At 38.7% G+C, this 14,006-nt stretch carries 15 protein-coding genes; 10 read left to right on the top strand and 5 right to left on the bottom strand.

The features are described from left to right. Window positions 1-49: 49 nt before the first annotated feature. From NCWK1_RS15935 to csaB, 3 genes are all read right to left on the bottom strand, one after another. The gene (locus NCWK1_RS15935; RefSeq protein WP_103125380.1) at window positions 50-850 is read right to left on the bottom strand and encodes a PD-(D/E)XK nuclease family protein; all 801 of its coding nucleotides are present in this window, start codon (window positions 848-850) and stop codon (window positions 50-52) included. A 115-nt stretch (window positions 851-965) separates the two neighbouring features. Continuing rightward, the gene (locus NCWK1_RS15940; protein WP_103125381.1) at window positions 966-1,229 is read right to left on the bottom strand and encodes a hypothetical protein; all 264 of its coding nucleotides are present in this window, start codon (window positions 1,227-1,229) and stop codon (window positions 966-968) included. Between the two features lie 14 nt (window positions 1,230-1,243). Then, a complete protein-coding gene (csaB, locus tag NCWK1_RS15945; protein WP_103125382.1) occupies window positions 1,244-2,281 on the bottom strand; it encodes a polysaccharide pyruvyl transferase CsaB in 1,038 nt (345 codons plus the stop codon). A gap of 178 nt (window positions 2,282-2,459) precedes the next feature. Between csaB and NCWK1_RS15950 the strand changes: the two genes are divergently transcribed. From NCWK1_RS15950 to NCWK1_RS30425, 5 genes are all read left to right on the top strand, one after another. Then, on the top strand, window positions 2,460-2,807 hold the full coding sequence (locus NCWK1_RS15950) for a DUF2499 domain-containing protein (RefSeq protein WP_096576864.1): 348 nt from the start codon (window positions 2,460-2,462) through the stop codon (window positions 2,805-2,807). After that, window positions 2,804-3,124: a DUF3593 domain-containing protein gene (locus NCWK1_RS15955; RefSeq protein ID WP_096576866.1), complete on the top strand. Its 321-nt coding sequence runs from the start codon at window positions 2,804-2,806 to the stop codon at window positions 3,122-3,124. The genes NCWK1_RS15950 and NCWK1_RS15955 overlap by 4 nt, the downstream gene beginning before the upstream one ends. Before the next feature lie 5 nt (window positions 3,125-3,129). After that, window positions 3,130-3,462 carry a hypothetical protein gene (locus NCWK1_RS29625; RefSeq protein WP_187308161.1) on the top strand — a complete coding sequence of 111 codons (333 nt, stop codon included), beginning with the start codon at window positions 3,130-3,132 and terminating at the stop codon, window positions 3,460-3,462. Beyond that, on the top strand, window positions 3,453-4,226 hold the full coding sequence (hisA, locus tag NCWK1_RS15965) for a 1-(5-phosphoribosyl)-5-[(5-phosphoribosylamino)methylideneamino]imidazole-4-carboxamide isomerase (protein ID WP_103125383.1): 774 nt from the start codon (window positions 3,453-3,455) through the stop codon (window positions 4,224-4,226). Before NCWK1_RS29625 ends, hisA begins: the two co-directional genes overlap by 10 nt. Window positions 4,227-4,359: 133 nt before the next feature. Further along, window positions 4,360-4,485 (top strand): hypothetical protein, encoded by a 126-nt coding sequence (locus NCWK1_RS30425; protein ID WP_281259127.1) that lies wholly within the window; start codon window positions 4,360-4,362, stop codon window positions 4,483-4,485. A 405-nt stretch (window positions 4,486-4,890) separates the two neighbouring features. On the opposite strand, the gene NCWK1_RS15970 is transcribed toward NCWK1_RS30425, so the two are convergent. Both NCWK1_RS15970 and NCWK1_RS15975 read right to left on the bottom strand, forming a co-directional pair. Next, window positions 4,891-5,976 (bottom strand): hypothetical protein, encoded by a 1,086-nt coding sequence (locus NCWK1_RS15970; RefSeq protein WP_103125384.1) that lies wholly within the window; start codon window positions 5,974-5,976, stop codon window positions 4,891-4,893. A 42-nt stretch (window positions 5,977-6,018) separates the two neighbouring features. Next, the gene (locus tag NCWK1_RS15975; protein ID WP_103125385.1) at window positions 6,019-7,002 is read right to left on the bottom strand and encodes a coiled-coil domain-containing protein; all 984 of its coding nucleotides are present in this window, start codon (window positions 7,000-7,002) and stop codon (window positions 6,019-6,021) included. Window positions 7,003-7,576: 574 nt separating this feature from the next. Here NCWK1_RS15975 and NCWK1_RS15980 point away from each other — a divergent pair. The 5 genes from NCWK1_RS15980 to NCWK1_RS16000 all read left to right on the top strand — a co-directional run bounded on the left by NCWK1_RS15980 (window position 7,577) and on the right by NCWK1_RS16000 (window position 13,741). Next, the gene (locus NCWK1_RS15980) at window positions 7,577-8,329 is read left to right on the top strand and encodes a winged helix-turn-helix domain-containing protein (RefSeq protein WP_096576877.1); all 753 of its coding nucleotides are present in this window, start codon (window positions 7,577-7,579) and stop codon (window positions 8,327-8,329) included. 58 nt (window positions 8,330-8,387) lie between these two features. Then, entirely contained in the window at window positions 8,388-9,713 is a 1,326-nt protein-coding gene (locus NCWK1_RS15985) for a sensor histidine kinase (RefSeq protein WP_103125386.1), read from the top strand. 28 nt (window positions 9,714-9,741) lie between these two features. Beyond that, window positions 9,742-10,407, top strand: a complete 666-nt coding sequence (phoU, locus tag NCWK1_RS15990; RefSeq protein ID WP_103125387.1) for a phosphate signaling complex protein PhoU — start codon at window positions 9,742-9,744, stop codon at window positions 10,405-10,407. A gap of 309 nt (window positions 10,408-10,716) precedes the next feature. Further along, window positions 10,717-12,957, top strand: a complete 2,241-nt coding sequence (locus NCWK1_RS15995; RefSeq protein WP_103125388.1) for a PhoX family protein — start codon at window positions 10,717-10,719, stop codon at window positions 12,955-12,957. Between the two features lie 163 nt (window positions 12,958-13,120). Beyond that, complete coding sequence (locus NCWK1_RS16000) at window positions 13,121-13,741, top strand: Crp/Fnr family transcriptional regulator (protein WP_096576885.1); 621 nt, start codon at window positions 13,121-13,123, stop codon at window positions 13,739-13,741. Window positions 13,742-14,006: the final 265 nt, after the last annotated feature.

The following is a 14,006-nucleotide window of genomic DNA, read 5'->3' on the forward strand; positions in this document are numbered from 1 at the left end:
TAGACCAAAGTGCTAATTGCTGAGTCTAAACCCATATAGTAATTATTATTTAAAGAGAGACTTCTTGAATACTATCAATAGTTGGAAGTGGAGATGTGATGTTACCTTCAGTTGATGGTGTGCGTTGACAACGAATAGCAAACTGACAGTAATCGCAAGCTTTACTACTTTCAATTATTTGCGGAAATGGTTGACCATTTTGGTAAAGTTTTAGCCAATTAGACAGATAATTTAACAGTTCATTAAGGTCTTTTTCTGTTTGCTGATGTTGTCTATTATTATAAGTATATTTTATATTCTGTGGTCTGCCTTGAGACTGAACAAACCAGTAAGTCATAGAAATATTTTCTGGCAAATATTCGCTAGTTTCAGCTAACACGTACATATAAAGACGTGTTTGCCAATTTTGGGCTAATTTGCGTTTATCTGGCGGTTTTGGATAGGTTTTCCAATCTAAAATTTGTGCTTGTTGGTTATCTGCAATTAATAAATCATAAATAACAGTTAGTAAATAATCTTGAAATTGTAGGGTGCGGTAGTGTTCACTGTCCCGAAAGGTTTGATTATGTCTTAGAGGTGTGACAATTTCTGGTGCAGCATTGGCAAAAGCAGACATCCAGCTTTGCAGTTGCGGGTCTGCTTGTAATAAACTATCGATTGGTAAACCTATTTCTTGTTGCTGCATTAGCAAGTGAAAGCGGCTACCTAAAGTTTGTCTTTCTTCGTGTTCTGGATCTGAAGGAGAATTGAGTTGTTCTAAATAAGTATGCTGAAACTGACGGGGACAACGTTCTAGTAAGTTGAGTTGTCCTTGAGATAGTCGTAATAAATTAGTAGAATTTGATAGCATTATTCTAGTTTAAATTTATAAGCGATCGCTCAGAGTAATTATTTCTCATTTGTAATAATTTTTATTTTGAGGATTATTTTGTTTATCTCAGATAAACTATAAGTAATTACTTAAATTATTCGTTATAACCAAATTTTTGTCTAAATTCTTCAAAATGATCTGCAAAAATAAATTTTGCACATATATGTTTTGAGCTAACTGGACAATAAATGCCAGGCTGTAATTGATATTTTGTGATTAAAGTTTTATCTTCATAACCAATTATGATTAATTCAGAACCGCATACTGCACATAAAATTCGACCTCCATTTGTATAAATATCAAGAGCTTTTTGTAAGTTGTCACACTTACTATCATAAATAAAATTTTCTCTATTCATTACTATTCAAAACTTTAATTTAAAGCTTCACTCAACAAATCGCGGTGCGTTAAGGCACGATCTATTAAAGATTGAATTTGTGCTGATAAAAGTGGCTCACCATTTGCATAATGTTCCAGCCAAGTTTTACTAATAATATTTGCATCATCTGGTAAATTATCTAAATCCCATCCAGGTATCGCTAAATCTTCCATTAAACGATTAACTTTGGGATCATAACTGAGGGCAAAACAGCGACAACCTTCAGCAGCAGCCATAATTAAACTGTGTAATCGCATTCCAATTGCCATTTCAACACCACGATATACACCTTTTAACAGTTGTGGATCTTCCAGACATAATATTTGACTAACATCTGCAAGATGAGGTTGAATGGCTTGGGCAATGCCCAAATCTTCACTTTTTTGAAATGGTAACAGTAAAATAAATGCTTGGGTAGCTGTTTGAAAATCCACTAATGCTTTTGTGAGTTTAGCTAGGCGTTTTGCTGTCAATTGAGGATGCGATCGCAATGTTACAGCAACTCTTGGCGCAGGTAAATCTGCTAATCCTGGTACTGATTTTCCTTGTAACGCCCAAACCGGATCAGGTGCAATGATATGGGGAATTTGCCAATCTGATAATAAAGCAGCACTGGCGCGATCGCGTACACTAATTTTGGTACAACCAGCAAAGTTGCGTTTTGCTAACCAACGAGTTTGCGGACGCACCAAAGGGCCAATACCTTGCGCCCAAGCAATGGTTTTCAAATTCATTGTTTGCGCCAATGTCATCAATCCCCCATAATACAGAGGGCTAATGGTACTGGTGACATCTTGAATTAAACTCCCACCGCCCCAAATAAAAGCATCACAAGAACGTAAAGCTTGCAGTACAGGTAGCATAGCCATACGGTTGTGAGTTTCTACATTGTAGCGATCGCGCGTTTCTTTTGGATTGCCAGAAAGCACCACAGGTGTGACATGAGATGGCAACATTTGTAGAAGCGTCGCCAGTAAAGCTTCATCACCACCATTACCTTTGCCATAATAACCAGACAATAACGCCCGCATAGTTCCCATATTGAGAGTTTGGATTTTAGAATATCAACTTTTTCCTAGTAGTTCATAGAAAGTCAGCCATCTTGTCGACAAAAGATGAATTTCCTTGTGGGAAGATGAACTGAAGGGAGAATCAGAGGACGATTAACTCTTGACTTTTGACCTTTGACTTTTGACTTTTAACTTTCCTATGCACGTCCTATCAATTCCCACTTGGATTATTCATATTTCTAGCGTTATTGAGTGGATTGCCGCGATTTGGTTAATCTGGACTTACGGCGAACTCACTGGTAATCGTAGTTGGTGGGGATTGTCCCTGGCTATGTTACCAGCTTTAGTTAGTGCTATGTGTGCTTGTACTTGGCATTATTTTGACAATGCAGACTCTTTAGAATGGCTGGTAACGCTACAAGCTACCATGACCTTAGTTGGTAATTTTACCCTGTGGGCAGCTGCGGTGTGGATTTGGCGTTCCACCAAGTCTGTCAAAAATCCCACTGATACTATTGCAGTCCCATCTATTAAATCAGAACCATGATCTCGAAAGAAACCCTATTTGCCCTTTCTCTATTTCCCTATTTGGGTTTCTTGTGGTTTATTAGCCGTAGTCAGCAAATGCCACGTTTAGCACTATATGGATTTTACGGCACACTTGTATTTGTGGGCGTGACCATTCCGGTAGGGATTTACGCTAAGGTGCATTATGGAGAAACTTTAGCAAATGTAGATTGGCTACACGGTGGTGCTGAAGTATTTTTAACCCTAGCTAACATCTTGCTTGTAATTGGTTTTCGCCAAGCTGTGAAGGAATTAAAAGGCAAGAGGCAGGAGGCAGGAGGCAGGAGGCAGGAGTAGATATTATGGTTTCGACCTTTGAACTTGGAACTTCAACCTCAGAACTCAAAACTTCGACCTTTGAACTTGGAACTTCAACCTCAGAACTCGAAACTTCGACTTCAGAACTCAAAACTTCGACTTCAGAACTCAAAACTTCGACCTTTGAACTTGGAACTTCAACCTCAGAACTCGAAACTTTGACCTTTGAACTTGGAACTTCAACCTCAGAACTCGAAACTTCAACCTCAGAACTCGAAACTTCGACCTTTGAACTTGGAACTTCAACCTCAGAACCCGAAACTTCACACTTTTTTCCTTACTCCCTGTTTTTTAAAAGGAAAGTTAAATGGACGTAATTCCAGCAATTGATTTACTTGAAGGTCGTTGTGTGCGACTGTATCAAGGAGACTATGAAAAATCGCAAGTTTTTAGCGAAAATCCTGTTGATGTTGCTCAACAATGGGTAGATCAAGGTGCAACTCGATTGCACTTAGTAGATTTAGATGGAGCAAAAGCAGGTAAAGTAGTAAACTTGAAAGCGATTGAAGCGATCGCTCAAGCAATATCAGTACCAATTGAAGTTGGTGGCGGATTGCGCGATCGTTCTAGCGTGCAGCAAGTGTTTAACTTGGGTGTACAATGGGCAATTCTGGGAACTGTCGCTGTTGAACAACCCCAGCTAGTCCAAGAACTTTGTCAAGAATTTCCCCAACAAATAATTATCGGCATTGATGCGCGTAATGGTAAAGTAGCAACTCGCGGTTGGTTAGAAACCTCGGAAGTTTTAGCCACCCAACTAGCGGTGCGAATGCAAGAATTAGGTGCAGCAGCCATTATCTACACCGATATTCACCGCGATGGAACTCTCAGTGGCCCCAACATCGAAGCATTACGCGAACTTACCAATGCTATTTCTATTCCGGTAATTGCTTCTGGTGGTGTGAGTTCTGTGACTGATTTGTTGAGTTTGTTAGCCTTAGAAGCGCAAGGTGTCACAGGTGCAATTGTGGGACGCGCTTTGTACACTGGCGATATTTTACTCCCAGAAGCACTGCGAGCGATCGGGCCAGGACGCATTCAAGACGTACCCCCAAATCTGGACTTTTCCTCCTTCGCCTAAAAATAGCTTGATTCAAAATTGCGGCTAGACAAACTCAGGTTATGTCTGTTTAGCCGTATGTAATTTCCGGAATAGCTATTTACACTGTTGTAGTTCAAGTAGTAAACATTCTACCAACAGTGAGATTATTCTTATGACTCGTCAAAAACCACTTAATAACGGTAAACCAAGGAAAACAGAACCTGGTGCTATTCAGTCTATTGGAAAAATTGACAGAATCAATCAACAGAAATCTAACAAACTTGATAAAGCAGAATAATTTAGTATAAAACTAACCTAACTAATTATAGTAATCACAGGTAATAAGACTTTTAATTTTTACAATATTGGGTTTCTTCTCGACTTAGAGACATGATTATAATCACGTCTCTTTTTTATTTTTGTATGTAAATTTTTTAACTAATTTCTGGATTCAGTAATATCCTTGTTGTATGTAAACTTATCGTTAATTTCCGCAGTCTTATGTCTAATCAAAAATCAAACGCTAACCCACAACCTAATAAAAAATCTAATGAAACTAGCACTCCTCGCAAGAAACCTTTGAACAACGGTAAACCAAATAAAACCGATCCCTAATTATCAATAAAAACTCATAATCAATTATGCTTAAATAATAGAGACGTAATAGTAATTACGTCTCTAAATTATTTTATTTGTATCCTAACTATTTATTTTTTACCTGGCTTTTTGCCTGTTCTAAAGCTATTTCCTTAATAGCCTGATAAGAATTGACATTTGCAGTACCTTCAATAGCCTTAACTGCCAAATCTTGAACTTGTTTCAAAGCCGAGTCTAACTGTTTAGAAAGATTCTGAATACGTGTTTCTTGATTGTTGATAGTTTGTTCTAGAGATTGTAACCTCTGCTCATAAAAACGTTTTTGTCCCTCTACTTCTTTCCCATATAAATCTGATTTTACTTTCGCCTGATAATGAGCAATACCCTTACCTTCTTCTGTAGCTTTTTTCAAGGCTGCTTCTTTATCTTTCGGGAAGGATTCTACCTTAGCTTTAGCTTCTACAAATTGCGTTTCTCGTTCTACAATTTGTTTTTCACGTTCATTCCATTGTTTTTCTGTAGCTTGTTGAAATTCTTCTAACTGCTTGTATAAAGTTTTTTGCACTTGTTCATATTCATCAGATTCCAATTTGCGTTGCAGTTCTAAATCATATTTATACCCTGCTGTATCTCGTTGTCTGGTTTTATTTAAACTATCATTGCGTTCTTTAATTGACTGCTTATATTCTTCTTGTTCTTTTTGCCAAGCAATACGTTGCTCAAGTATATCTTGTGATAAGACTTCATAACGTTGACTATATTCTTCCTGATATGCCTTAGAATTATCTTCATAGGCTGTAATCAAAATATCTAATGTATCCTCTGCAACTTCTAAGTTATGTAGTTGTTTTAACGCTGTAATTTCAGTTTCTACAGATTGCCTAATTTCTCCTAATTTAGAAGCTTGTGTGGTTAACTGTTCTGATAGCTCATTTGCCGCACTACCGAAGCCTAATTGAATTTTAGCTAAACTTTCAATTGTGAAATTCATCTTCTGTTGGATAGTTGCTGGCTGAGTCATAATTGTATTTGGTTCTACTTTTGGCTTTTCTATATCTACATCGACATTTTGATTAGCTTTTGTAGCTTGATTTATTTGGGTTTTGAGTCCTGAAGCTTCCTTTGTCAATTCTTCATAAGCTTGCAAAATTTCTGCTTTTGTATTCTTATCTGTGAGTTTTTTACTAGCCATTATAAATCTCCTATTATTCGCAACTATTTAGATAAGAACTGCCTATTTAGCAGCAGAATTACCAAAAGCTCTCATTGCCAAATCTTGTGCTTGCTTCAGAGTAGCCTGTAGTTGTGTAGAAATACTTTCTATTTGCTCTACTTGCTTTATAATGGTTTCTTCCAAGCTTTGAATTTTTTGTTCATAGCTTTGCTTGCTAGATTCCCATTCTTTCTCAAATAAATCAGCTTCGATTTTAGCTTTTTGACTGGTTTCTTTAATTGCTTCTTCTCTCGCCTTTTTAACTGCTTCTTCCAATTCACCAGGAAAAGCTGTAACTTTTTGTTGATATTCTTTAAACAGAGATTGATTACTAGATAGAAGTTTTTCCCGTTCAGCCCAATCTTTTTCTTTTTCTTGTGTTTTCTCTTGAATATCTCTTTCTAAGTTGCGTTTCTTAGCTTCATAAGCATCTGTATTAAGCTTGCGAGTAGTTTCTAGTTTATATTGATATTCTTCTTGTTCTTGTTGGCGTTCTTTATTAGTCACATCATTGTATGCTATGACTGCTTCTTCATACTCTGACTGTTCCTTTTGCCATTCTTTACGCTTAAGAGCAATTTCTTTTTCAATTGCCTCTTTCTTACTGGTAGTATCTTGTTCAAGAGTTTTTAATTTTTCTTGATGTTCTTGAGTGAGAATATCTAATGTATCTGCGACAATTCTGATTTTTTGTAATTCTTGCAGATGTTGAGTGGCAATTTCTATACCTCTGTTTAGTTCATCTAACTTGGAGTTTTCTTTAGCTAACTTTTCTGCCAGAGAATTGACAATACTCCCAAATTCCAATTGTAAATCAGCTAAACCTTTAACAATGCTATCAACTGTATATGTAGAAGCCGCAGTTAAAATTTCTTGGTTTTTGACTTTTTCTGCTTCTTCTTGTTTAGTAGCAATTTTTGATTCTAATTTTTTTCTTTCAGTTAAAATTTGTTGAAATGCTTGTATTAGTTGCTGTTTGCTATCTTTAACTGCAACTGAAGTCATACTCGAACTCCCTTAATTAGCAATGAATTGATGGGGTAACAAACCATACCAATAGCTACCCTATGCAGACATCAGAGTAACCTTTAAAACAGTAGTTTTTGTTCAGTACAAATACTGGAATGAAGAAATACTGAAACTGGATTACGATGTAAATTTACCGTACTGCTTTTTGTAAGTATGGTTTCTACTGGGAAAGTAGTAGTATTTTTGTACTAATTACTATACTCAAACTCATTAGCCCTTGTCAATAGAGAATGGCTGCTGGAATGAGAATATATGTAGGGTGTGGTAAAAAGCTTGTTTTTCAGCGATGTGGCGGTGTAAAATCACCTAACTTTGCCACTTATAATCAGTAAAAGCAAGCTTTATCATAACTGTCGCTCTAAGTTTGACAAAGAATTTTTCTTGCCAATATGCAATAAATCTGCTTTATAATATTTGTAGATATAGCTGTTACATATGTTACTTTTTGCAAATTAATTTGCGACGGTGCGACTGTAAATGCACCGAGAAGTTAGATAATTGACTCAATTCTCATATTGATACAAGCACAGGGCAGACTTTTGTGATATCAATGTACACCAGTGAATCGACCAAGTATTCTGCTAGAGCAGATATCGGACACACCAGCCAGATTCTAGTGGTAGAAGATGAAGAGTTAATCCAAGAGATGCTATCTGTAGCCTTGGAAGAGGAAGGTTATGAGGTCGTAACAGCGCCAGATGGGCGGGTAGCGATCGAGTATCTCAAAAACTTTGAAGCCAATTCAGGCGAGTTTCCCTTTGATTTGGTAATTCTTGACTTGATGTTACCGCAAATCAATGGTCTAGATATTTGCCGCTTGCTACGCCATCAAGGCAATCCAGTGCCGATTTTGATGCTCAGTGCTAAGGGTAGTGAAACCGATCGCGTGTTGGGTTTAGAAGTCGGTGCAGACGACTATCTCACCAAACCTTTTAGTATGCGGGAATTAGTGGCTCGGTGTCGCGCACTGCTGCGTCGCCAACGTTTAAGCACTCTACCGCAGCTACCAGTTCTGAAACACAAAGATGTTACCTTAAACCCGCAAGAATGTCGTGTGTTAGTGCGGGGTCAAGAAGTGAACCTTTCCCCAAAAGAATTCCGGTTGTTGGAATTGTTTATGAGTTATGCGCGGCGAGTTTGGTCGCGGGAGCAGTTGTTGGATCAGGTTTGGGGGCCAGATTTCGTTGGGGATAGCAAAACTGTGGATGTTCACATTCGCTGGTTACGAGAGAAATTAGAATTAGATCCTAGCCATCCTGAATATATTGTGACTGTAAGAGGATTTGGCTATCGATTCGGATAATCGATGAAGATAGTTGTTAGTTTATTAATCACGACGCAACTAGCAACTGGGACTCATAATGTTCTTATTGGGATTTATTCTAGGTTTGGCGGTAGGTATCGGTTTTTGGATTTGGCAACAGGTTCAACTAAACCGTTACCTAGAGAGAGTTTTGCAACCCTACTCTAAATCTACTGATTTAGCCTTACCGCTTTTACCCCGTTTGCGTCAGGAAATCAAGACATTACAGCAGCAGCGCCAAGATTTGCAAAAATCCCTGCAAACATATCAAGACCTGTTGGATTTTGCACCAATGGGATATTTGCAAGTAGATGAAGAAAATCAACTGCTGTGGTGTAACCAACAAGCAAGAGAAATTTTATATCTGCAAAGATGGCAACCAGGACAAGTACGCTTGTTATTAGAGTTAGTACGCTCCTATGAATTAGACAGATTAATTGAGCAAATACGCGATCGCCAAAAACCCCAAACTAAAGAGTGGTTATTTCATCCCTCATCCGACAATCCAGCAGAATTACCCACCATCAAGTCTATGACTTTACGGGCATCTGGCTTGCCCTTACCCAATGGCCAAGTTGGTGTATTTCTAGAAAATCGTCAACCACTGCTAGACGTAAATCAAGAACGCGATCGCTCATTTTCTGATTTAGCTCACGAACTGAGAACGCCTTTAACTTCCATTCGGCTCGTTGCAGAAACCTTACAACATCGCTTAGAACCACCGTTAAATCGCTGGGTTGATCGCCTGATGCAAGAAGTTGACAGACTTATTAGCTTGGTTCAAGGTTGGTTAGAACTGACACAAATTGAAGCTAACCCCAAAATGCAATTGCATCTAGAGCCAGTGGAAGTGCGATCGCTAATTGTATCTGTGTGGGAAACTTTAGAACCCTTAGCACAACGACAACATCTCTCTCTTAGCTATTCGGGGCCAGAAGACATTTGGATTAAAGCCGATCAAGCCCGGATTTATCAAGTTTTTCTCAACTTGCTAGACAATAGTATTAAATACAGTTCTCCTAGCACAAACATTCAAGTGGAAGCAAAAATTACATTTTTTGAAGATCATCATCAAGATAATTCTATACATCCCACCTTAGAACTTAATTTAATTGATTCAGGTACAGGTTTTTCGGAAGCAGATTTACCCCATATTTTTGAGCGCTTTTATCGCGGAGATAAAGCCAGAACTCATTCATCCTTAGCCGATAATTCTATTGGATCGATTGTCGGGAATGGTTTAGGATTAGCGATCGTCCGACAAATTCTTTTAGCTCACGGTGGTTCCATCAAAGCCATGAATCACCCCCAAACAGGTGGTGCTTGGATGCAGGTGATACTTCCCGAAGTTGTGGCGAACTCTCAAAGCCAAGACTATAGTTAATAGTATCTTCACTTTTGAGAATACAAGTGTGGAAGCTGTCGTTTATAATCCCAACCCTGACAGTTCTCAGTTAGCACGCGCTATCAGGCGCTTAGAACGAGATGTTTTACGTATGGGAGCTTTGGTAGAACAATCATTTCGCCTCAGCCACCAAGCGTTATTTGCTCGTAACCTAATAGCTGCTGAAGAACTACCCAAATTAGATAAAAAAATTGACCGTTTTTATAGACAAATAGAATCAGACTGCACAGCAATTATGACACAAGCGCCAACAGCCCAAGATTTGCGCTGTTTAAGTGCTTTCATGCAATTAGTCCGAGATTTAGAACGCATAGGTGACTATGCTAAAGATTTAGCTAAAATTGCCATTAAACTCTTTCCTTATGAGCCTCATACATCTTTGCCAGAAATTGAAATCATGTCACACCATGCACAGGCGATGTTAGCAACTAGCTTGGTAGCTTTGGCAGATTTAGATGAAGCTGGTGGCCGGGGAATTAAGCATCTAGATGATGCTGTTGATAATGCTTACGATCGCCTTTATCAAACTTTAGCTCAACAACGAGATATACCTGGAGTTGTAGAGCCAATTATCCTGTTGGCGCTGGCAATTCGTTGTCTGGAACGTATGGCCGATCATGCTACTAATATTGGTCAAAGAGTAGCATATATTGTTACTGGTCAACGCACTTAAACACAATTGATGATAGATTTTTCCCAATTACGGAATTGATTATTTAGCAAATATTGTGTTACTAAATACAACTTTAAAAAAAGCGAGAATTGGAAATTACACATGCCAATTCTCGCTTTTTTTTGCTCATAAGTAAAGAAATATCCGACTTTTTGAAGAATTAGCGGATTTGAACTTCCTATTATTTTGGATTACCCAAAAAGTTAAAACTTGCTTAACTAAGTTAGATTTCACTAAATTTTTACCTATTCTTAACCTTGCATGATTAAAGTATCCGCAAGCACAATAAATATCGCTTTACCGATATAAATGACTATTCAGCGTCGAGATTTCTTACTATTAATGGGAGGTAGCGCTAGTGCATTAGCGCTTATTAACCTTACAAGTTGCGGTCAAAATACTACGACGCAAAAAAGCACATCATCAGTAGGGGAATCTGTATTTTCGTTTCAACCCATTAAGGGGCCAATACCCTTAGAAACCGCAGGCTTTAACCCAGAACAGCAGCAAGTCCAATATAGTAGTTATGAAGTAGTTGATGACTTGGTACTGCCAGAAGGGTTTCAATATCAAGTAATTGCTGCTTGGGGTGATCAAGTTGGTGATTCGCGCTTTGGGTACAACAACGACTATTTATCGTTTATACCGACGGGAGAAAATGCTGGTTATCTAGCAGTGAACTTTGAATATATCAGCGCTATTCCTTGGATGGAAGCATATCAGCAAGTGATTGGTAAATCGTTACCATTTGCCGATGTGAAAGTAGCTTTAGCAAGCACAAACTTAGGAAAAAGTGCGATTAATGCTTATGCTTTGCCAGATAATGACCCAGTAAAACCTAAAATTGCAGAAATTTGTCAAGCAGCTTTATTAGACCAAGGTTTAGGGGTGATTTCGCTGCGTAAAACAGCTAATGGTCAGTGGGAAAGAACTAATTCCCCAGCAGATAGAAGGATTAGTGGTATTTCTGGCTTAACAGATAATCGCTATTTAAAAGCTACTGGCCCCGCGGTTGCAGTATTTGGCAAACAAACAGGTCAGGGATATATTGATAAACTTGGCGATCGCATTATCGGCACTTTTGCTAACTGTGCGGGGGGAACAACACCTTGGGGTACAGTTCTCAGCGCCGAAGAAAATTTTCAAGCCCAAGTCCCAGAACCAGTGTATGCCGATGGTACAGCTTTTGACCCTAGCACACTACCGTTTGCTTTGGGTGATGAGGAATTATTCGGTCAAGGGAATGTGTTTGGTTTAGCCGGGAATAAATATGGTTGGATTGTGGAAATTGACCCTGCTAACCGCCAAGATTACGGTACAAAACATACTTGGTTAGGACGTTATCGCCATGAAGCTGTGGGTGTGCGAGTAGAAGCCGGGAAACCACTAGCTTTTTATTCAGGGTGCGATCGCCGGGGAGGACACATATATAAATTTGTCAGTCGTGATCAGGTAACGAATCCCCAAGACAAGGTTAATTCTCAATTATTACAACAGGGAATGCTGTACGCAGCCAAATTCAACGCCGATGGTACAGGTAGCTGGATAGCACTCCAAGCAGAGACTCCTATTAATCCAGATGTTCCCAGTAGTATTGCTGGCAATATTATATTGTTACCAATAGGCGCTAAAGCAGAAAAATCCGACCTGAAGGCGGGTTATTTACCCATTACTAAAGATGAGGCGATCGCACAATACAAACAAAAATATCAAAAACTCGCAGACCTTTACACTGGTAACACCGAAGAACAGCAAGGCGCAATTTTAATTGATGCACATTACGCCGCCAATGCAGCTGGTGCTACCTGCACAGCGCGTCCAGAAGATACGGAAATTGCCCCTAATGGGGATTTATACATCAGTTTTACTTCTGGTGCGCCTGACAAACAAGGTGGTTCTGATCTGCGAGTTTTTAAAAGTCCCAAAGGTGAAGCAGGTTATGAATATGGTTGGGTGATGCGTTTAACCGAAGATAACAACGACCCCGCCGCCATGACTTTTCATTGGCAAATGTTAGCCACAGGTGGAGAACCAGCCGCAGGCGGTATGGGTTTTGCCAATCCAGATAATTTATTACTAGATCCTCAAGGTAACGTCTGGATGGTAACAGATATTTCCACCGCCAAACTCAATCATGCGGTGAATAACCGCAACGCTGAACCAGGAAAATCTGTTAGCTTGTCTGGGTTATTTGGCAATAACTCTGTATGGTTTATTCCTACCAGTGGTACAGATGCAGGTAAAGCTTTTTTATTTGCCACAGCACCAATGGAATGTGAAACTACAGGCCCCTGTTTCACAAATGATCAGATAACGATGTTTTTATCCATACAACACCCTGGTGAAATAAATGGGACTCGTAAAGACCAAGCGATCGAGATCCGACAATTTATCGTTACCGCTACCACAGGCGAAGAATTATTACAAACTCGTCAAGTTCCCATTGGTTCTAATTGGCCTGATAAAACCCCTAATGCACCCCCTAAACCAGCAGTTATTGCGATCGCAAAATCTTCCATCTCCGCTAATAAACCACATCAAAATATTTAATTAGCCACATAATCAGCAATCTATTATTTATCTACAAATTATTTTGAATTTATCAAGCAACTAGCTGTTAAATATTACCAAAAATCACTTAAATAATTAGCATAATTGCTGCGATCGCCTTGTAAACCTGTCAAAACATTCACTACATACCATAAAATTTATAATGACATCCACCAGTTTGACACCAACATTCTCCACGGCATCTGTAAGCGAACAACTATCAGTAAAAATATTTGCCAGAAAAGAAATTATTCCCCTACGAAATGAGGTAATATGGCGCATAGATAGGGGTGCAGTTCGTACCCTAACTTGGGCTGAAGATGGAACATTCATCACTTTAGGTTATTGGGGGCCAGGAGATTTAATTGGCTCTCCTTTATCGAAAGTTAAACCCTACCAAATTGAGTGCCTTACAAGCGTAGAGGTCAGCATTGTACCATCTTATTTGTGGCATCAAGAGATTGAAGGTTTATTTAACCATATTCAACAGTCAGAAGAACTTTTAAGCATAGTTCATCTCAAACCAATTTCCCTGCGCTTATGGAAATTTTTATTATGGCTCAGTGATAAGTTTGGTCGCAATGTTGAACAAGATAAAGTTATCGATATCAACATCACCCATCAGGAAATAGCAGAAGTTTTAAACACAACTAGGGTGACAATTACAAGACTATTACAACAGTTTGAAGAACAAGGGGTCTTATTAAGATACAAACGTCGGATTATTTTGCGTTTACCAAATAAATTTACAACACAAACTATAGTTAAAAACAATGTTTATTGACTTGTGATAATTGCATCGTATCTGGTATATTGATGCCTGTAATTATATGTGTATACCCTGAAAAAAAGCAGCAATTGTAGCCAAAATACAGCCATATATTGCACTAGTGGGTGTGAGTGAGAGTTAAGATAATGACAAAACTTTTTTGGAATGTTCTGAAAGTCAGTCCAGCAGTTTTAGCTGCGACCTTATTAGCGGCTAACAGCGCTTTAGCAGGAGAAGCTAACGAGCAAATTACAACTGTTAATCAGTTGTCTGCACAACC

This window comes from Nostoc cycadae WK-1, assembly GCF_002897135.1.
In the GTDB taxonomy this organism is placed as follows: Bacteria; Cyanobacteriota; Cyanobacteriia; order Cyanobacteriales; family Nostocaceae; genus Nostoc_B.

Bases quoted from the DNA above. Each gene is read 5' to 3' on its own strand.
- NCWK1_RS15935 (WP_103125380.1), bottom strand. From the start codon at position 850: ATGCTATCAAATTCTACTAATTTATTACGACTATCTCAAGGACAACTC.
- NCWK1_RS15940 (WP_103125381.1), bottom strand. From the start codon at position 1,229: ATGAATAGAGAAAATTTTATTTATGATAGTAAGTGTGACAACTTACAA.
- csaB (WP_103125382.1), bottom strand. From the start codon at position 2,281: ATGCGGGCGTTATTGTCTGGTTATTATGGCAAAGGTAATGGTGGTGAT.
- NCWK1_RS15950 (WP_096576864.1), top strand. From the start codon at position 2,460: ATGCACGTCCTATCAATTCCCACTTGGATTATTCATATTTCTAGCGTT.
- NCWK1_RS15955 (WP_096576866.1), top strand. From the start codon at position 2,804: ATGATCTCGAAAGAAACCCTATTTGCCCTTTCTCTATTTCCCTATTTG.
- NCWK1_RS29625 (WP_187308161.1), top strand. From the start codon at position 3,130: ATGGTTTCGACCTTTGAACTTGGAACTTCAACCTCAGAACTCAAAACT.
- hisA (WP_103125383.1), top strand. From the start codon at position 3,453: ATGGACGTAATTCCAGCAATTGATTTACTTGAAGGTCGTTGTGTGCGA.
- NCWK1_RS30425 (WP_281259127.1), top strand. From the start codon at position 4,360: ATGACTCGTCAAAAACCACTTAATAACGGTAAACCAAGGAAAACAGAA.
- NCWK1_RS15970 (WP_103125384.1), bottom strand. From the start codon at position 5,976: ATGGCTAGTAAAAAACTCACAGATAAGAATACAAAAGCAGAAATTTTG.
- NCWK1_RS15975 (WP_103125385.1), bottom strand. From the start codon at position 7,002: ATGACTTCAGTTGCAGTTAAAGATAGCAAACAGCAACTAATACAAGCA.
- NCWK1_RS15980 (WP_096576877.1), top strand. From the start codon at position 7,577: ATGTACACCAGTGAATCGACCAAGTATTCTGCTAGAGCAGATATCGGA.
- NCWK1_RS15985 (WP_103125386.1), top strand. From the start codon at position 8,388: ATGTTCTTATTGGGATTTATTCTAGGTTTGGCGGTAGGTATCGGTTTT.
- NCWK1_RS15995 (WP_103125388.1), top strand. From the start codon at position 10,717: ATGACTATTCAGCGTCGAGATTTCTTACTATTAATGGGAGGTAGCGCT.
- NCWK1_RS16000 (WP_096576885.1), top strand. From the start codon at position 13,121: ATGACATCCACCAGTTTGACACCAACATTCTCCACGGCATCTGTAAGC.